This window comes from Streptomyces sp. NPDC050997 (assembly GCF_040660135.1).
Taxonomy (GTDB): Bacteria; Actinomycetota; Actinomycetes; order Streptomycetales; family Streptomycetaceae; genus Streptomyces.
This window is the reverse complement of sequence record NZ_JBFAGK010000003.1, coordinates 606,602-622,655: the sequence shown is the minus strand read 5'-3', so window position 1 is coordinate 622,655 and position 16,054 is coordinate 606,602. Positions and strand designations below refer to the sequence as shown.

Annotated in this window: 14 protein-coding genes; 7 read left to right on the top strand and 7 right to left on the bottom strand. The window is 70.9% G+C overall.

The window, feature by feature from the left end; genetic code table 11:
* Positions 1 to 7 precede the first annotated feature (7 nt).
* Together AB0H86_RS09530 and AB0H86_RS09525 are read left to right on the top strand one after the other, a co-directional pair.
* Positions 8 to 2,368, top strand: coding sequence for a CoA transferase (locus tag AB0H86_RS09530; protein WP_362435020.1), 2,361 nt, complete (start codon positions 8 to 10; stop codon positions 2,366 to 2,368).
* Between the two features lie 68 nt (positions 2,369 to 2,436).
* The gene (locus AB0H86_RS09525) at positions 2,437 to 4,017 is read left to right on the top strand and encodes an AMP-binding protein (RefSeq protein ID WP_362435018.1); all 1,581 of its coding nucleotides are present in this window, start codon (positions 2,437 to 2,439) and stop codon (positions 4,015 to 4,017) included.
* On the opposite strand, the gene AB0H86_RS09520 is transcribed toward AB0H86_RS09525, so the two are convergent.
* The 4 genes from AB0H86_RS09520 to AB0H86_RS09505 form a co-directional block, all read right to left on the bottom strand.
* The gene (locus tag AB0H86_RS09520; RefSeq protein WP_362435016.1) at positions 3,989 to 4,783 is read right to left on the bottom strand and encodes an alpha/beta hydrolase; all 795 of its coding nucleotides are present in this window, start codon (positions 4,781 to 4,783) and stop codon (positions 3,989 to 3,991) included. The two genes, AB0H86_RS09525 and AB0H86_RS09520, sit on opposite strands and share 29 nt — an antisense overlap.
* A gap of 155 nt (positions 4,784 to 4,938) precedes the next feature.
* A complete protein-coding gene (locus tag AB0H86_RS09515) occupies positions 4,939 to 5,553 on the bottom strand; it encodes a dihydrofolate reductase family protein (protein WP_362435014.1) in 615 nt (204 codons plus the stop codon).
* Between the two features lie 183 nt (positions 5,554 to 5,736).
* Entirely contained in the window at positions 5,737 to 6,588 is an 852-nt protein-coding gene (locus AB0H86_RS09510; protein WP_362435011.1) for an RNA polymerase sigma-70 factor, read from the bottom strand.
* Positions 6,585 to 7,163, bottom strand: a complete 579-nt coding sequence (locus AB0H86_RS09505) for a carboxymuconolactone decarboxylase family protein (protein WP_362435009.1) — start codon at positions 7,161 to 7,163, stop codon at positions 6,585 to 6,587. The genes AB0H86_RS09510 and AB0H86_RS09505 overlap by 4 nt, the downstream gene beginning before the upstream one ends.
* A 292-nt stretch (positions 7,164 to 7,455) precedes the next feature.
* On the opposite strand from AB0H86_RS09505, the gene AB0H86_RS09500 reads away from it, so the two are divergent.
* Together AB0H86_RS09500 and AB0H86_RS09495 are read left to right on the top strand one after the other, a co-directional pair.
* Positions 7,456 to 8,127, top strand: a complete 672-nt coding sequence (locus AB0H86_RS09500; protein WP_362435007.1) for a hypothetical protein — start codon at positions 7,456 to 7,458, stop codon at positions 8,125 to 8,127.
* Between the two features lie 345 nt (positions 8,128 to 8,472).
* Entirely contained in the window at positions 8,473 to 9,033 is a 561-nt protein-coding gene (locus tag AB0H86_RS09495; RefSeq protein ID WP_362435005.1) for a snapalysin family zinc-dependent metalloprotease, read from the top strand.
* Positions 9,034 to 9,111: 78 nt separating this feature from the next.
* On the opposite strand, the gene AB0H86_RS09490 is transcribed toward AB0H86_RS09495, so the two are convergent.
* Together AB0H86_RS09490 and AB0H86_RS09485 are read right to left on the bottom strand one after the other, a co-directional pair.
* Positions 9,112 to 10,035, bottom strand: a complete 924-nt coding sequence (locus AB0H86_RS09490; RefSeq protein ID WP_362435276.1) for a bile acid:sodium symporter family protein — start codon at positions 10,033 to 10,035, stop codon at positions 9,112 to 9,114.
* A gap of 363 nt (positions 10,036 to 10,398) precedes the next feature.
* Positions 10,399 to 11,244, bottom strand: coding sequence for an oxidoreductase (locus AB0H86_RS09485; RefSeq protein ID WP_362435003.1), 846 nt, complete (start codon positions 11,242 to 11,244; stop codon positions 10,399 to 10,401).
* A 106-nt stretch (positions 11,245 to 11,350) separates the two neighbouring features.
* On the opposite strand from AB0H86_RS09485, the gene AB0H86_RS09480 reads away from it, so the two are divergent.
* From AB0H86_RS09480 to AB0H86_RS09470, 3 genes are all read left to right on the top strand, one after another.
* Entirely contained in the window at positions 11,351 to 12,265 is a 915-nt protein-coding gene (locus tag AB0H86_RS09480) for a LysR family transcriptional regulator (protein WP_362435001.1), read from the top strand.
* A 222-nt stretch (positions 12,266 to 12,487) separates the two neighbouring features.
* On the top strand, positions 12,488 to 12,703 hold the full coding sequence (locus AB0H86_RS09475; protein WP_362434998.1) for a hypothetical protein: 216 nt from the start codon (positions 12,488 to 12,490) through the stop codon (positions 12,701 to 12,703).
* Positions 12,704 to 13,012: 309 nt separating this feature from the next.
* Positions 13,013 to 14,107 (top strand): LacI family DNA-binding transcriptional regulator, encoded by a 1,095-nt coding sequence (locus AB0H86_RS09470; RefSeq protein WP_362434996.1) that lies wholly within the window; start codon positions 13,013 to 13,015, stop codon positions 14,105 to 14,107.
* Between the two features lie 284 nt (positions 14,108 to 14,391).
* Here the strand turns inward: AB0H86_RS09470 and AB0H86_RS09465 are convergent, their stop codons facing one another.
* A complete protein-coding gene (locus tag AB0H86_RS09465; protein ID WP_362434992.1) occupies positions 14,392 to 16,026 on the bottom strand; it encodes a glycoside hydrolase family 43 protein in 1,635 nt (544 codons plus the stop codon).
* Positions 16,027 to 16,054: the final 28 nt, after the last annotated feature.

Sequence of the window (16,054 nt, the reverse complement as noted above, 5' to 3'; positions counted from 1 at the left end):
AGAAGACGTGAGCGAGTCGGCTCTGCGCGTCGTGGAACTGTCCAGCCCCTTCACCCGGTTCGCCGGTCGGTTGCTGGTCGGGCTCGGCTTCGAAGTGGTGCTGGTCGAGCCGCCGGAGGGCGACGCGACCCGACGCGAGGGGGGTGGTGACGCGTTCGTCCACTGGCACGCGGGGAAGCGTTCGGTGACCATCGGCACCGGCACCGGCACCGGCACCGACACCCGCACCGGCACCGGCACCGACTCTGCCGAGTTGCGGCGTCTTGTGGAGGGCGCCGACATCCTGCTGGACGGAACCCCGGGCGGAGCGGAGGCGATCGCCGACGGGCTCGAACACCTCGTCCATGTGCGCGTCACGCCCTTCGGCCTGGTCGGACCCCGGACCCACTGGCAGGGCACCGACCTCGTGGTGGCCGCGCTGGGCGGAATGCTCGCGCAGGTGGGCGACCCCGACGGTCCGCCGCTGCGGCTGCCGGAGAACCAGGCCGAGCAACTCGCGGGCGTCAACGCGGCGATCGCCGCCCTGCTCGGCCTGCGCGCCAGGCGAGGCGGGCCCGGGCAACTCGTCGACGTCTCCGCGCAGGCCTGCGTCGCGGCGGCCCTGGAGGCCGGTGCCCTCGCCTATCTGCACGAGGACCGGGTCCCGCCGCGCCCGGGCAGGGTGCATCCCCTCGTACCGCACGGCCTGTTCCATGCCGCCGACGGCCACCTGGGCGGGGGCCTCGGCGGCAGCCCGCGCATGTGGGACGCGCTGCTCGCCTGGCTGCGCGAGGAGGGCGCGGAGGCCGATCTCGCGGAGCCGCGCTGGCAGGACCCGGTCGAACGCAAGCTGCACCAGGAGCATGTGTTCAAGGTGGTCCAGGACTTCGTGGGCAGGTGGCCGAAGGCCGAGTTCGCGGAACGGGCCCAGGCCAGGAAGCTGCCCTGGGCCGCCGTCGACCTCCCCCATGAACTGCCGGACAACCCGCAGCTCGCGGCCCGCGAGTTCTTCACCCGGGTACGGACACCGGAGGGCGAGCGCACCGACCTCGGTTTTCCCTTCGCCTTCCCGGAGGGCCGGCGAATCCAGGAGCTGGACGTTCCCGGCCTCGGCGCGGACCGGCACCTGCTCGACGAACACCGCCCCGCCCGCACGCCCCCCGTCGCCCAGGACCCGGTACGTCCCGCCCTCGACGGCATCCGCGTCCTCGACCTGACGTGGGTCCTGGCCGGCCCCTACTGCACCAAGGTCCTCGCCGACCACGGCGCCGAGGTGATCAAGGTCGAGTCGGCGGGCCGGCCGGACCCCACCCGGTTCGCGCCCTTCATGCACCTGTCCCGGGACGCCCACAAGGACCCCGACACCAACGGCTACTTCAACGAGGTCAACCGCAACAAGCGCAGCATCGCCCTCGACACCCGTACCGAGGAAGGCGTCGCGGTACTCCGCGAGCTCATCGCCCACAGCGACGTCCTCGTGGAGAACTTCAGTTCCACCGTCATGAAGAAGCTCGGCCTGGGCTACGAGGAACTGCGCCGGATCAACCCGGACATCGTGTACGTGAGCATGTCGGGCATGGGGCACACCGGTCCGCGCAACAGCTGGGTGTCGTACGCCGACACCGTCTCCGCGAGCGGCGGCCTGACCGGCCTGACCGGCTGGGGATCCGACGACGTGGTCGGCGTGATCTACGGCCACGGAGACATCGTCGCGGGACTGCAGGCGGCGCTCGCCACGGTCGCCGCGCTGGAGCACCGCGCCACGACCGGACGTGGGCAGCACATCGACCTGTCCCAACTGGAGGCGATCGCCGCCCACATGGGAACCAGTCTGCTCGGCGGTTCCGAGGTGCGGCCGACCGGCAACACCCACCCGACCTGGAGCCCGCAGGGCGTCTACAGGTGCCTCGGCCCCGACCGCTGGCTGGCCGTCAGCGTGCGCGACGACACCGAGTGGGCGGCGCTGTGCGAGGTGATCGGCCGCCCCGAACTCGCCACCGACGAACGCACCCGCACGGCCCGGGCGCGCAGGCTCGCGGGCACCCTGGTCGACGCCGCGCTGGGGGAGTGGACCCGCCACATGCCCGCCGATGCGGCCGCCGAGCTGCTCCAGGCACGAGGTGTCCCGGCCGGCGCCGTGCAGGACGGCCGCGAACTCGTCGAACACGACCCGCAGTTGCGGGCCCGCGGCTTCTACGTGCGCCGCGAGCACCCGGTCGCGGGCGCCTTCCTCCACGAGGGCGTCCCGATCCGCCTCACCCGCACACCCGGCGACGTCCGCGAGCCCGCGCCCGTACTGGGTGCCGATACCGACGCGGTGCTGCACGAGGTCGCGGGCCTGTCACGGGAGCGGATCCGGGGGTTGCGCGAGGCGGGAGTGCTGCGGTGAGCGATGACGGAGTGTTGGCCGCAACCGGGAGCGCCGCGACGACTGCTTCCCGTGCGGCGGAGACACCCGTGACCGCGACCGCTAAAACGCCCGGACCCCGGCCCGGCGACGCCATGACCCTTCCCGCGCTTCTGGCCGCCGCCGCCGAGGAGTTCGGGGGCCGGGTGTTCCTGCGCGTGGGCGACGTGACGCGGACGTACCGGGAAACCCGCGAGGTGGCGGCCACCATGGCCGGAGCCCTGGCGGCGCGCGGCTGCCGGCCGGGCGACCGCATCGCGGTCATGGCCGGCAACCGGATCGAGCACGTCGACCTGATCCTCGGCGGCGCCTGGCTGGGAGCGGTACTGGTTCCCCTGAACACCGGCCTGCGAGGCCAGGGACTCCGCGACGTCCTGCGTACGGCGGAGCCGGCCTTCCTGCTCGCGGACGCCGAGTCGGCGGCACGCGTCACCGACGCCGGCTATCGGGGGACGCTGTGGGTCCTGGGGGACGACGACATCCCCGTACCCGGGTACGCCGATGCGCTCCCGCCCGCTCCGGTGCGCCCGGACGACACGGCGTTCGTCCTGTTCACCTCGGGCACCACGGGGACCTCACGAGGCGTGCGCTGTCCGCACGCCCAGTCGGTCTGGTGGGGCCGCAACGTCGCGGACGCGCTGAGTCTCACCGCCGACGACGTACTCCACACCTGCCTCCCCCTGTTCCACACCAACGCCCTCAACGCCCTGGCGCAGGCCATGACCGTGGGTGCCACGTACGTCCTCGCCCCACGTTTCTCGGCGACCCGGTACTGGACCCAGGTGGCCGACGCCGGCGCGACCGTCGTGTATCTGCTCGGCGCGATGGCGCCCATGCTGCTGGCGCAGCCGCCCGGTCCCCACGAACGCGCGCACCGGGTCCGGTGCGGCCTCTCCCCGGCCACTCCGGGCCCGGCCTGGCGGCCCTTCCGCGAGCGCTTCGGCGTCACCCTCGTCGACGGCTTCGGCTCCACGGAGACGAACCTCGTCATCGGATCGACCGTGGAGAAACAGCGGCCCGGCTACATGGGCACCGTGCGCGACGGCTTCTGCGCGCGGGTGGTGGACGAGTGCCTGGTTCCCGTACCGGACGGCGTGGCGGGCGAGTTGCTGGTCCGCAGCCACCAGCGGTTCGCGTTCTCCACCGGCTACCTGGGGGACCCCGAGGACCTGCCGCCGGCGTCCTGGCGCCGTACCGGCGACCGGGTGATCCGCGAACCCGACGGCTGGTTCCGCTTCGTCGACCGCATCAAGGACGTCATTCGCCGGCGCGGTGAGAACGTCTCCTCGCAGGAGGTGGAGTCCGTGCTCCGCGCGCACCCCGCGGTCGCGGACGCCGCGGCCTTCCCGGTGCCGTCGGAGCTGGCCGAGGACGAGGTCATGGCTGCGGTACTGCCCAGCCCCGGCCGCGTCCTGGACCTCCGGGACCTGGTACGCCACTGCGAGCGCGAGCTGCCCGCCTTCGCCGTGCCCCGCTACATCGATACCGTCGCGGAGCTGCCGCTCACCGCGACCGGCAAGGTACGCAAGGCGGCCCTGCGTGCGCGCGGGATCACCGCCACCACCTGGGACCGCACGGCCGACACGGACCCGCCCTCCGGAGTCAACCCCGCGCCACCCACTCCAGGATGACCTTGGCGAACTCCTCGGGCAGCTGCTCCGGCGCCGGGACGTGACCGCCGGACAGCACTCGGGTCTCGCAGCCGAGCGCCGCGGCGAACTTCGGCAGCGAGGGAAGGGAGTAGTGGTCGCCCGGGGCGCAGACCGCGAGCGTGCGGGCGGTGACGTACGGCAGACGCTCCTCCATCCGGTAGCGCCGCACCGCCTCGTGGCCTTCCTCCACCCGGTCCAGCACGGTGAGCGCGTCGATCACGTACCGGGTGAGGGCGGCTTCCTCGCCCTCCCGGTAGAAGGGGCGGCGCCGGTCCCACAGTTCCCGCAGGTGCGAGCCGTCCGTCGTGGGCACCACGTGGTCGACGGCCTTGTGCCCGCCGACCGGGTGTCGCTTCTCGTCGTCCACGAACGAGGTGGCGGAGAGCAGCAGACTGGACACCCGGTCCTGGAAACGGGCGGCGAGTTCCACCGCCACCACACCGCCCGTGTGGTGGCCCACCAGATGGAAACGCTCCAGCCCCAGCGACTCGACGAGTGCCCCGGCGCCGTCGGCGAACCGCTCGATGGAGTGCGTCCCTTCGGGCTTCGCGGAGGCGCCGTAGCCCAGGGTGTCCATGGCGATCGCCCGGTGCGTGGCGCCGACCAGCGGCAGCACGTCGAGGTACTCGGTCCAGGAGCGCGGGGTCTGGTGCAGCATCAGAACGGGCTCTCCGGCACCGCACTCGACCACGTGCAACTGCCCGAAGGGGCTGGCCACATAGCCGCGCCGAAGCGTGTCCGTCATGGGTGTCCTGCTTTCGTCCTGTGTCGGAGCCGGGCGAGCGGCAGAGCGGCGTGGTGCGGTGCGGGCGCCGCCCCGGGCGACCACTGTGCTGGCAGTTGCCGGAGGGCACCAGACGACCGGTCCGCTGTCCGGACCGTGCGGTTTGGCGCCGGTGGTCACTTCACGAAGCGGTACTTCACGTGCGTGGCGAGTGGAGTGCCGACCACCCTGACCGGCTCTACGTCCCACCGCCTGGTGCCCAGTGACTCGAAGAGCCGCAGTCCGTCTCCGAGGAGAGCGGGCACCACGTGCAGTTGGAGCTCGTCGATGAGCCCCTCCCTGAGGTACTGCCGCACCGTGTTCGCGCCGCCCGCGATGTCGACGTTCCTGTCGCCGGCGGCGGCCTTCGCCTGGGCCAGGGCGCTGTGGATGCCGTCGGTGACGAACGTGAAGGTGGTGCCGCCGTCCTTGACGAGGTTCGGCCGGGGACGGTGGGTGAGTACGAAGACCGGGGTCCGGAACGGTGGGTTGTCGCCCCAGAACTCCTCTCCGGTGTCGTACATCATCCGGCCCATGACCACCGCTCCGGTGGCGTCGAACCACTCGCGCATCAGCTCGGAGTCGCGGTTCTCCTCCCCGCCGGTCATGCCCTGGCGCTCCCGCCAGCTCGCCAGGTCGTGGATCCACTCGAAGAGCGGCTCGGCGCCGTCACCCCCCGGGTTGTCGATGGTGACGTCGGTGCCGGCGATGTAGCCGTCGAGGGAGATGGCCATGTCCGCGGTTACGGTCACGATGGGGTGCTCCAGTCCTCTGGATGTACTGCCTTCACCCTTACGTCGATCGGGAACCGGCGCATTCGACATACCTCCTGTCGCGCCTGCGTGAAGGACCCTCGCGACGAGAGACAGGAACCCGCGGGTGTTCCAGGCAGTTCTTACCGCGTGGAACACCCACGGGCCCGCGCGGCCGCGGTGCTACCTGGCGAGCTCGGCCGGCTCGTCCAGACGCGTCAGCTTCTGAGGGTTCGCCACCGCGTGGATCCGGGTGACCCGCCCGTTCTCCACCACGAGGCTCACCGCGGCCAGTTGGCCGGCGACCTCGATCCGGCCCGCGGGCGCGCCGTTGAGCCACACGGCCGATACCACCCGGTCCGGGCGAGCGAGCAACGCCACTACGAGTTCAGCTCCGTGGAGGGGAGCCCGGGCGGCGTTCGCGAGCCCGCCGCCGTCGGCGATCAGGACGACGTCCGGCGCCAGAACCTCCATCAGCTCCTGCACCTGCCCGGTGCGCAACGCGGCCAGGAACCGCTCTACCACCGTCTGCTGCTCCGACCGGCTCACCCGCATCCGGGGCCGCCGGGCCGCCACATGCTCGCGAGCTCGTCGCGCGATCTGCCGCACCGCGGCCGCGGACTTGCCGACGGCCTCGGCGATCTCGCCGTACGGCATGTCGAAGACCTCGCGAAGCACGAACACCGCCCGCTCCGTCGGCCCGAGCGTTTCCAGCACGGTCAGCAACGCGATCGAGACGCTCTCCGCGAGTTCGACGTCCTCGGCGACATCAGGGCTGGTCAGCAGCGGCTCCGGCAGCCACTCACCGACATAGTCCTCGCGACTGCGCGCCAACGTCCGCAGCCGGTTGAGCGCCTGCCGCGTGACCATCCGAACCAGGTAGGCCCGCGGGTCACGCACCTGCGAAGCGTCGACATCGGCCCACCGCAGCCAGGACTCCTGCAGCACGTCCTCCGCGTCGGCCGCCGTCCCGAGCATCTCGTAGGCGACGGTGAACAGCAGGTTGCGATGGGCCACGAACGGGTCGTCGCTCATACCGCCGACGCCACGCCGGGCGTACCAGGACGCTTGGCCGGCGGAATCTCGCAGGCGTCGGAGAACCCCTGCGACGAGACGCCGTTCGCCACATTGGCCCTGGTCGCCAGGTTGATATAGGCGATGTACGCCGTGAGCTCGACCATCGCCGCCGGGCCGAGCCGCTCGAGCAGACCCGCGTACTGTTCGTCGGTCACGGTCGGGGGCGTGTTCGTCATGGCCTCGGCGTACTCCATCACGTCCCGCTCCAGCGAGGTGAACACCTCCGACTCACGCCAGCGCGGCACCTGGCTCGCCTTGGCCAGGTCCAGGTTCTCGTTCTGTGCCTGGAAGTAGCCGACGTCGAGGCACCAGCTGCAGCCGACCTGTGCCGCGACGGCCATGTGTGCGAACGACTTGAGACTCGTGTCGGCCGCATCCCACGCGCCCACCCTCCCGCCGAACTCCAGGTTGTCCTGGGCGACTTGAGGACTGTGCCACAACACCTCGACGTTTTCGGGCACGGCACCGAGCTGCTTGATCATGTTTTCCTTGAGCTCGACGGGGAGCTCGGCCTTCGGAAGACGTAGCGTCACGGTGTTCTCCTTGAACGTATGCCTGTTTGACTGACTGACATGAAGACACCGCCGACCCCTCGAATGTGACAACCGGGTCTGGCTACGGTTCGGCCGCCATGTGAACCTGCGCCAGGCGATCGTGCTGCCGACGCGACAGGCGTGAAGACGACGGGCAGTCTCCGGGGTGAACCCCACATGTGTGATCCGGCTGCCCGACCACGGCCGGGGCGTCGGCCGGCCGCTCCTGGGCGGAATCTCTGTTGCCGAGGAGACGCGCCGCCCGCGATCCTGAGGCCATGAGGTACTTCATATGCGGCTGAGGCTGCGCCAGTTCATGCCCCGGACCGGGCCGCACGAGCATCGTGTCGTCCAGCCCCTACAGCAGCTTCGCCACACCTCCCTACGTGCCCCCGAGCCCATCGGTCTGCTGCTCGGCGACCACGACGGGCTGAACCGGCTCGCGGGCCTGTTCTCCTTCGCCGCCTACTCCCGGCACACGATCGTCCACATACCGCTGCGCGAGAGCCTCTCGCCCGACGAGGGCGTCGGTGAGCTGGTCGACCTCGTCCTGGCCCACCACACGCTCGGCCTGCGCCCCAGCAAGTGGCCCGAGTTGCGGCGCAAGTTGGTGAACGGCCCTCCGCTGACCGTCCGCACCGACGAGGCACGCACCGCCCGGGACGCCGCCTCCTGGCGAGACCGCTGGGAGCATGCCGGCTTCCGGGACGAGTTGCGGCACGCCGCCCACGCCCGAACGTTCTTCCTGTTCGGCAACCGGGAGGTCTTCGCCGAGACCGCCATGGAGTTCGCCTATGCGGCGGGCTGGGGCCCGCGCCACAAACGCGTCGTCGAGGGCCACTCGGCGCTGATGTCGGCGCTCCCGACGCTGGTCCAACAGCCGGGCGGCGGGCACCCCTTCGAGGTGATGATCTGCTTCAAGCCGTATCCGCCCTACGCCCACTTCAAGCGGCCGGGACGCTGAGCCTGTCGCCGGGAGCGGGCGGACTATTCGTCGCGGGGGACATGAGTACCCAGGAGGTCCTCCAGCGCGGCCGACATTCTGGCGACCAGGTCACGCCGGGGGTCGATGAGCCACTGGTTACCCGGTGTCCCTGTTGAAGCCCGGGGTGAGCCCGACGTCCCCGTTCTGCCAGGTCCAGAGCACCCACATCGGATTCGCTGCCTGAGTCCCGCTGGTCAACCCCGCACCGCTGTACCCCCGTTGCCGCCGTGGCGCAGTTTGACGGATTGCGGTCTATGGGGTGTGGGCGGTGAGCTGACATGGTGTGGCATGCACATGCCTTCTCACCCCCACAGGAGGTCGACCATGTACTCGCGCATGTTCGTTCATGGCTTCACCGCCGCCCTCACCGTCGCTCTCACTCTGGCCGGCGGTCAGGCCTACGCGGCGCCGGACTCCGGCGATCAACTGCTCGCGGCCCGCGTCGTCACCTATGACGCCAGTGCCTCGGCGGAGTTCAGAGCAGCCGTCGACCGTGGCGCGGCGATCTGGAACGAGAGCGTGGACGCCGTCGAACTGCGCCCGGCGGCCACCGGGCAGCGCGCCAACATCCGGATCCTGGCCGACAACGGCTGGCCCCGGGCGCTGACAACCTCGCTCGGCAACGGAACGGTCTACATCGGACGGGAGGCCGTGAACGAGGGCTACGACACGGTCCGGATCTCGGCGCACGAACTGGGCCACATCCTCGGCCTGCCGGACCGCAAACCCGGGCCCTGCACCAGCCTGATGTCGGGTTCCAGCGCCGGCGTCTCCTGCACGAACCCCTACCCGAACACGGCCGAGAAGTCGGAGGTCGAGGGGAACTTCGGGGCCGCGCTCACCCGCCCGGCGTCGGCTCCCCGCACCCTGGAGATCGTGGACTGAGCCGGGTACGTGTGCGGGGACGCCCCGTCCCCGCACACGCCGGCCGTCGTGAGGGTGGTGGCCGGCGCCGGTGCACCGTCAGCGATCCCGGCGGGACAGCCAAGCGGCTGCCAAAGCACCGGAGATGTTGTGCCACACGGAGAAGACCGCGGCCGGCAAGGCGGCCAGCGGACTGAAGTGAGCGGTGGCCAGCGACGCCGCGAGCCCCGAGTTCTGCATGCCGACCTCGAAGGCCATGGCACGGCTCCCCGGCTCGCCCAGCCGGGCGACACGTCCTGCCCCGTACCCGAGGGCCAGGCCGAGCCCGTTGTGCAGCACGACGGCGACGAAGACCAGCAGGGCGGCCGACTTGATGGCATCGGCGCTGCCCGCCACGACCACGGTCACAATCACGCCGATGGTCAGCGCGGACAGCCAGGGCAGCACCGGCAGGGCCCGGCGCATGTGACGGCCCGCCAGGAGCCGAACGGCAAGGCCGGCGAACACCGGGAGCAGCACCGTCTTGAGGATGTCGGTGACCATGGAGCCGGCGTCGACCGGCAGGTACTCGCCCGCCAGCAGCAGCGTCAGGGGCGGGGTGACCAGCGGAGCCAGGAGCGTGGAGACGGTGGCCACGGAGACGGACAGCGCCACATCACCGCGCGCCAGATAGGTCACCACGTTGGAGGCGGTGCCGCTGGGGGCGCAGCCGACGAGGATCACGCCCGCGGCGAGCTGCGGCGGGAGCTGGAGCAGGTGGGCGACCGCCCAGCCGAGCCCCGGCATGATGACGTAGTGCGCGACCAGCCCGAGGGCCACCGCCCAGGGCCGCTTGGCGACACCGCGGAAGTCCTGCGGGGTCATGGTGACGCCCATGCAGAACATCACCACGCCCAGCAGATACGGCACCGTCTCGCCCCAGCCGGTGAAACTCCCCGGCAGCAGAAGGCCGACGGCGCCGGCGAGGAGGACGAGGACCGGGAAGACGGTGACGGCACGTCGCGCGGAGCGGTCGCCGACCACATCATCGCCGCGGTGTTCGGACTGTTCGGACTGTTCGGGTTGTTCGGTACTCACCGTGCGAGACAACGCTTGGTCAGGGGCATGACGCAAAGCCGTCTCGCGATGTGATCACCGTGCACGATCCCAGCGGTCACGGTCACGGTCGCGATCGCGGTCACGGCGGCAGAGGATCCGTGTCGGACTTCGCAGAACCCGAGGTCCTTGAGGGCCTTGTTGATCTGTGCGCCCTGTGTCTCGCTGGTCGTGACGTCCTTGTACGTGAAGCGCTGTGAGGCGACGTAGTCGAGCCTGTCTCCGCCGCCGTTGATCGCCGAGCACTGGTTGCGGGCCGCGTCCGCTCCTGCGTCCGCCCCTGCCTCGCTGTCACTCCGTGTCGAAGTCCGTTCCCCGGGAGACCTTCTCCCACTCCGCGAGCTCGGCCCGCACGGAGTTCAGGTGTCCGGTCAGGGAGTCGACCGCGTCGCCGCCGAGGGCAAGGCGGAGCGGGGTCTTCTCGGCGTCCAGAGCCAGCCGGATGGCCGCCGCGGCCTTCGCCGGGTCGCCGGGCTGGCTGCCGTCGCCGCCCTGTACCAACTGCCGGGTCGCGCCGACCTTCTCCGCGTACGCCGGGTTCTCCTCGGAGAAGTACGCCGCACCCTTGCCGAACAGGTTGGTACGGAACGCGCCGGGTTCCACGATCAGCACCTTGATGCCGAACGGTGCCACCTCGTCGGCCAATCCCTCCGACAACTGCTCCAGCGCCGCCTTGGTCGCGCTGTACGCGGAGAAGCCGGCGAAGGACAGCTGCCCGCCGAAGCTGCTGATGTTCACCACCGATCCACTGCCCCGCTCCCTCATGTGCGGCAGCAGTGCCCGGGTCAGCCGCGCCGGGCCGAACACATGCACCTCGAACAGGTCGCGCAGCTCCCGGTCGGTGGTCTCCTCGAACGCCCCTACCTGGGTGCGGCCCGCGTTGTTCACCAGCACGTCCACCCTGCCGTAACGGGCCAGGACGTCGGCGGCCACCACATCGATCCGCTCGCCGTCGGTGACGTCCAGGCTGATCGCCTCGACACGGTCCGGGTACGCGGCGACCAGGTCGTCCAGCGACTCGGTCCGCCGGGCCGTGCCGATCACCGTGTCACCAGCGGCGACCGCGGCCTCCGCGATGGCCCGCCCGAAACCGCTGCTCGCGCCGGTGACCAGCCAGACCTTGGCGTTCTCGCTCATCTTCGTCTCCCTCGTCAACTGCCGTTCGGGGCTTCCCCGTCGACAGGTTCCATCCTTCTCCAGGCACCGGGGCAGCGTCCAAGACCCCTTGTGATAGCCATGAGTTATGGACGTCCATGGGCGCGATCTGCGCTACTTCACCTCGGTCGCCGAGGAATTGAGCTTCACGCGCGCCGCTGAGCGGCTGTTCGTCTCCCAACCCGCGCTCAGCAAGCAGATACGGATGCTGGAGAAGCAACTCGGCGTGGTCCTGTTCGAACGGGACCGGCGGACCGTGCGGTTGACCGCCGTGGGAGAGGCCCTGTTACCGCACGCCCGGGCGGTGTTGGCCGCCTGGCAGACCGCGGAGGGGGCGGTGGAGGAGGCCAAGACCACCGAGCGCCGCACCCTGGTGATCGGCATGTCCACCAGCCCGGGCCGCGGGCTGCTTCCCGCCCTGAGGACCCGCCTTGTCTCCCGGCATCCGGAGGCACAGCCTGTCCTGCGCCAGGTCAACTGGGCGGATCCCACTGCCGGGTTGGCGGATGAATCCAGCGACGTCGCCTTCGTCTGGCTGCCGCTGCCGGACGATCGCCGCTACCAGTACGCGGTGGTGGCCCGCGAGCCCCGGCTGGTCGCGCTGCCGGACGGACACCCCTTGGCGGCGCGGGCCGCGTCCGACCCCGAGGGAAAGGTGGACTTCACCGACCTGCTGGACGAGCCTTTCCTCGCCCTCCCGCCGGAAGCCGGCCCCCTGCGGGACTACTGGCTTGCCCTGGACGCCCGGGACGGTCGCCGGCCGCGGATCGGCGGGGTGGTGGGCAGCGCCGAGGAGACCCACGAGGCGGTCGCCGGCGGCCAGGGGGTGGCACTGCTGGCTGCCGGTAACGTCCCGCTGGTCGTCCGGGACGAGGTGATCGCCGTGCCGGTCCGGGGCATTTCCCCGTCCCAACTGGCGGTAGCCGCACGCCAGGACGACAAACGGCCACTGGTTCTCGCCTACCTCGCCGCCGCACGGGAGGTCGGGGCCACAACCTGTTGACTCGGCGCCTGGAGCCTGGTGGATCCCGTCGGCCTCATCGGTCGTGCGGCGAGCACTGAGCCACTTTGCGGCACCCACCTCAGGGACACCAGGGCGCTGCCGCGAGAAACCACAGGTCACAGCGTCGAGCTGGGCCTGGGGCGCCGAGATTCCGGAGCAGCCGACGAGCGCCACCAGAGTGCCCCGCATGCGCGCAGCCGACACACACGGCACGCTGGTGCCATGGCCGACGAACAGCCCATCGTGATCTATCGGCCCGCCGTGGACGGCGGCCGGCGGGTCCGTGTGGGCGATCGGTTCCGTGGGATGGCGTACGGGCTGCTGGACGTCGTCGAGTTCCTGCGTGGCGCGGGCCTGGAGGACGTCGACGAAGTCTGGGTACGGCAGTCCGGGCTGATCGAGTGGCGGGGCGGCGGCCCAGAGCAGTGGGAGCAGTGACGCGACGCAGCCACCCGCCGCCCCAGCAGGCGCTCTGTGGAGGAGGAGCTGAGCGCGGCGTACCGACAGAGCCGACCCGCCACCTTCGCTGAGCGTCCCGCTCCGGGGGGGCTCGTGCGCACGGACGCCGACGACAGAACCTCGCGCCGCCTGGGCGTTGCCGCCTGCCCACTGCGGCCGCGCAGCGCGTGTATCCCCGTATGGGGCATCATGGTGGCTGACAGACAGCACCGGGCCTGAGCAGCTGCTGTGGGGCCCGGGGCCGACGCCGTCCAGCGCCCGCCCGGTGGGCCGGGCCGTTGCGCGGATGTGGGCCCCGAAGCCTGTGACAGTATCGGCGGCGGGTGTAACGCCGGTGCTGGGGTCGAGAGCAGGGGAACGAGTGAGATGAACCGGCCACCAGGAATGATGGATGTGGCACGGGAGGCCGGCGTCTCGCACATCACCGTCTCCCGTGTGATCAACGATCATCCGTCGGTGCGGCCGGAGACCCGGGCCCGAGTCGAGGCCGCGATTCAGAAGCTGGGCTATCGCCGTAACAGTGTGGCCAGGGCCCTCAAGAGCCGCCGTTCAGCGACGATCGGTGTGGTGATCGTCGGGTCGGAGCTGTTCGAACTGCCCCGCATCCTTCTTGGAGTGGAGACGGCCTCCAAGCAAGCCGGTTACTGGGTGAGCCTGGCGAGCTGGCAGGGCGAGAGCACCACCGGTGACCTGGTGGAGACGCTGCAGCGGCTCACCGATCAGGCGGTGGAGGCGATTGCGGTCGTCGCCGACCGCAGTGTCGTGGTGGAGGCGCTGGCCGGTCTCGTTTTCGAGGTACCGGTGGCAGTGGTGATGTCCGGAAGCGTGCCCAACCCCGACCTGAGCTTCGTCGAGGTCGATCAGGAGCTCGGCGCCCGTCAGGTGGTCCGGCACCTTCTCGACCTCGGGCACCGGCGCATCGCCCATCTGTCCGGTCCCCCGCGCACCTTCGATGCGCGAGCGCGCGTCGAAGGCTGGCAGGTCGAACTCGCTGCCGCGGGAGCGGAGGGAGTCATGCTGGAAGGCGATTTCACCGCGGAGAGCGGATTTCGTCTCGCCCACGAACTCTGCGCGCACGACGCAGGTCCGCCGACGGCGGTCTTCGCGGGGAACGACCACATGGCCATGGGAGTGTTGGCAGCGTTCGCGGAACGAGGAATGAAGGTGCCGCAGGACGTGTCACTCGTCGGGTTCGACGACATCAAGGGGGCCGACTACCTGGTGCCCGCCCTGACCACGGTGCGCCAGGACTTCGCCCACCTCGGCAGGAGCGCCATCGAGCTGCTGGTGCGGATGCTGCAAGGGGAGAAGGCGGCCCGCGAGAAGATCACGCCGGAGCTCGTCGTGCGGCGCAGCACCGCTCCTCCTCGCACCGGCTCATAGTCGCCGAGGAACCGCCGCCGCCGCTGTGCGGAACGGGCCGGCAGCCACCCGTAGGTCCCGGGTGACTACCGACGACCGGTGGACATCCGGCAAGGGCATCCGGCGACCGGCGGACCTCCGGCCCCGCGCCCACCCGCACGATCCGCGCGCAGGTCCCGTGCTCCGGCTCCGGCTTCGCGCCCGGACCGCGGCCGCCCCCCCCGACGAGGAACTGACGCACCAGCAGGAGAAGCCACACCGCAACGGACCATCAACTACCGGGCGCAGCACGCCAGATCGAACGGTCAGCTACGCCCGGCCACCGTGCCCCCGGTCTCCGCCCGCCCGGGCAGAGCGAGACCGGGCAGACCGGGACCGGGCAGACCGGAACCGGGCGCGTAGTCGAACCAGCGTATGTGCGCCTCGCCCCGACCCGCTTCGGCGTCGCCCGTGCCGTACAGGCCGATGTGGACGCCGACGAACCCGCCGGCGCGTTCCGTGCTGAAGAAGGGCCGGTCGACGCTGCCCAGGGTTGTCCAGGTGCGGTGCTTGACGTGGAACGTGTATCCGGACTCGTCGCTGTCCACCGCGAGGACGACCTCGCTGTCCGCCACGGCGACCGCCGCGATGCGGGTGTCGGTACCCGCTTCGCGGGCGGTGAGCACGACGTGCGGGATTCCGGAGGCGTCGACGGTCAGAGCCAGAGTGGCGTGCTGGTCGTGGTTCTGGAAGACGGCCAGCCCCGCGCCCTGCGTGGGTGCGACGGCGGGGAAGCGGATCCGGGTGCTGGCGCGCATGCACAGGTGCTGCTGGGGGCGGGCGATGAACGCGGGGGTACCTGTCGAGGCGAGGGGCTCGGGGGAGAGGCGGATGGTCAGTCCGTCTTCCCCGGGGCGGAGCGAGACGAGATCGTCGACCGGTCCGCGCAGGCTGTGCCATTCCGGGCCGAGTGCGGTGCCGTCGAAGCGGTCTCGCACTCGGCCGTCCTGGTGCGAGGCCGCGGCCTCCACCGTGGCCCCGGAGGGCAGCCGTTCTGACAAGTTCACCCGTCCGCTGACCGGTGCGAAGGCGGGGCCCCTGGGGGTCCATTCGACAGGTACGAGGAACACCTCGCGACCGAGCGTGTGCGTGCCGTCGGTCGGCCGTACACCCAGGGCCACGGCCCATGTCTCCCCGGCGGGGGTGTCGACGAGGTCGACGTGGCCGACGTTGTGTATGGGTTCGGCCGCCCCGCGGTGGCGGTGGGTGAGCAGCGGGCTCCTGGGATCCGTGGAATAGGGGCCGGTGACCGTGTCGGAACGAGCCGCGGTCACGGCGTGATGGTGTTCGGTGCCCCCCTCCGCGGCGATCAGGTGGTACAGACCCTCGCGTTTGTACACGTGCGGCGCCTCCACCCAGGCGCCGCGCATCGCGCCGTGCCACAGGACGTGGGTCGGGCCGGTCAGGGCCAGGGTTTCGAGGTCGAGCTCGCGCATCCACAGTTCGCCGGGGCCGGTCACGTCCGGCTGGGCGGCGTCGCGGCAGGCGGTGAACCAGCAACGGCCGTCGTCGTCGAAGAACAGCGAGGGGTCGATGCCCTCCGCGTCCAGCACGATCGGGTCCGACCAGGGACCGGCGGGGGCGGAGGCGGTGGAGAGGAAGGTGACGCTGCCCCGGCGGCCTTTCGCCAGGGTCGAGACCACGTAGAAGGTGCCCGCGTGATGACGGATGGTGGGAGCCCAGATGCCGTCCGAGACGTCCAGGCCGGCCAGCGACAGGTGGGAAGTCCTGTGCACCACGTGACCCAGGGGGCTCCAGCGCACCAGGTCGCGGCTGTGGAAGACCGGGATCCCGGGATAGTACGCAAAGGATGACGTGACCAGGTAGAAGTCCTCCCCGACCCGGCAGATCGACGGGTCCGGATGGCTGCCGGCAAGAACGGGGTTGGCGAAGGTCGGCACGAGGGCGCACTCCGAGGCAGACGTGGGG

What these genes read in the sequence shown, in the direction of transcription:
- AB0H86_RS09495 (WP_362435005.1), top strand. Translation starts at nt 8,473, where the DNA reads ATGTACTCGCGCATGTTCGTTCATGGCTTCACCGCCGCCCTCACCGTC.
- AB0H86_RS09500 (WP_362435007.1), top strand. Translation starts at nt 7,456, where the DNA reads ATGCGGCTGAGGCTGCGCCAGTTCATGCCCCGGACCGGGCCGCACGAG.
- AB0H86_RS09520 (WP_362435016.1), bottom strand. Translation starts at nt 4,783, where the DNA reads ATGACGGACACGCTTCGGCGCGGCTATGTGGCCAGCCCCTTCGGGCAG.
- AB0H86_RS09480 (WP_362435001.1), top strand. Translation starts at nt 11,351, where the DNA reads ATGGACGTCCATGGGCGCGATCTGCGCTACTTCACCTCGGTCGCCGAG.
- AB0H86_RS09510 (WP_362435011.1), bottom strand. Translation starts at nt 6,588, where the DNA reads ATGAGCGACGACCCGTTCGTGGCCCATCGCAACCTGCTGTTCACCGTC.
- AB0H86_RS09475 (WP_362434998.1), top strand. Translation starts at nt 12,488, where the DNA reads ATGGCCGACGAACAGCCCATCGTGATCTATCGGCCCGCCGTGGACGGC.
- AB0H86_RS09485 (WP_362435003.1), bottom strand. Translation starts at nt 11,244, where the DNA reads ATGAGCGAGAACGCCAAGGTCTGGCTGGTCACCGGCGCGAGCAGCGGT.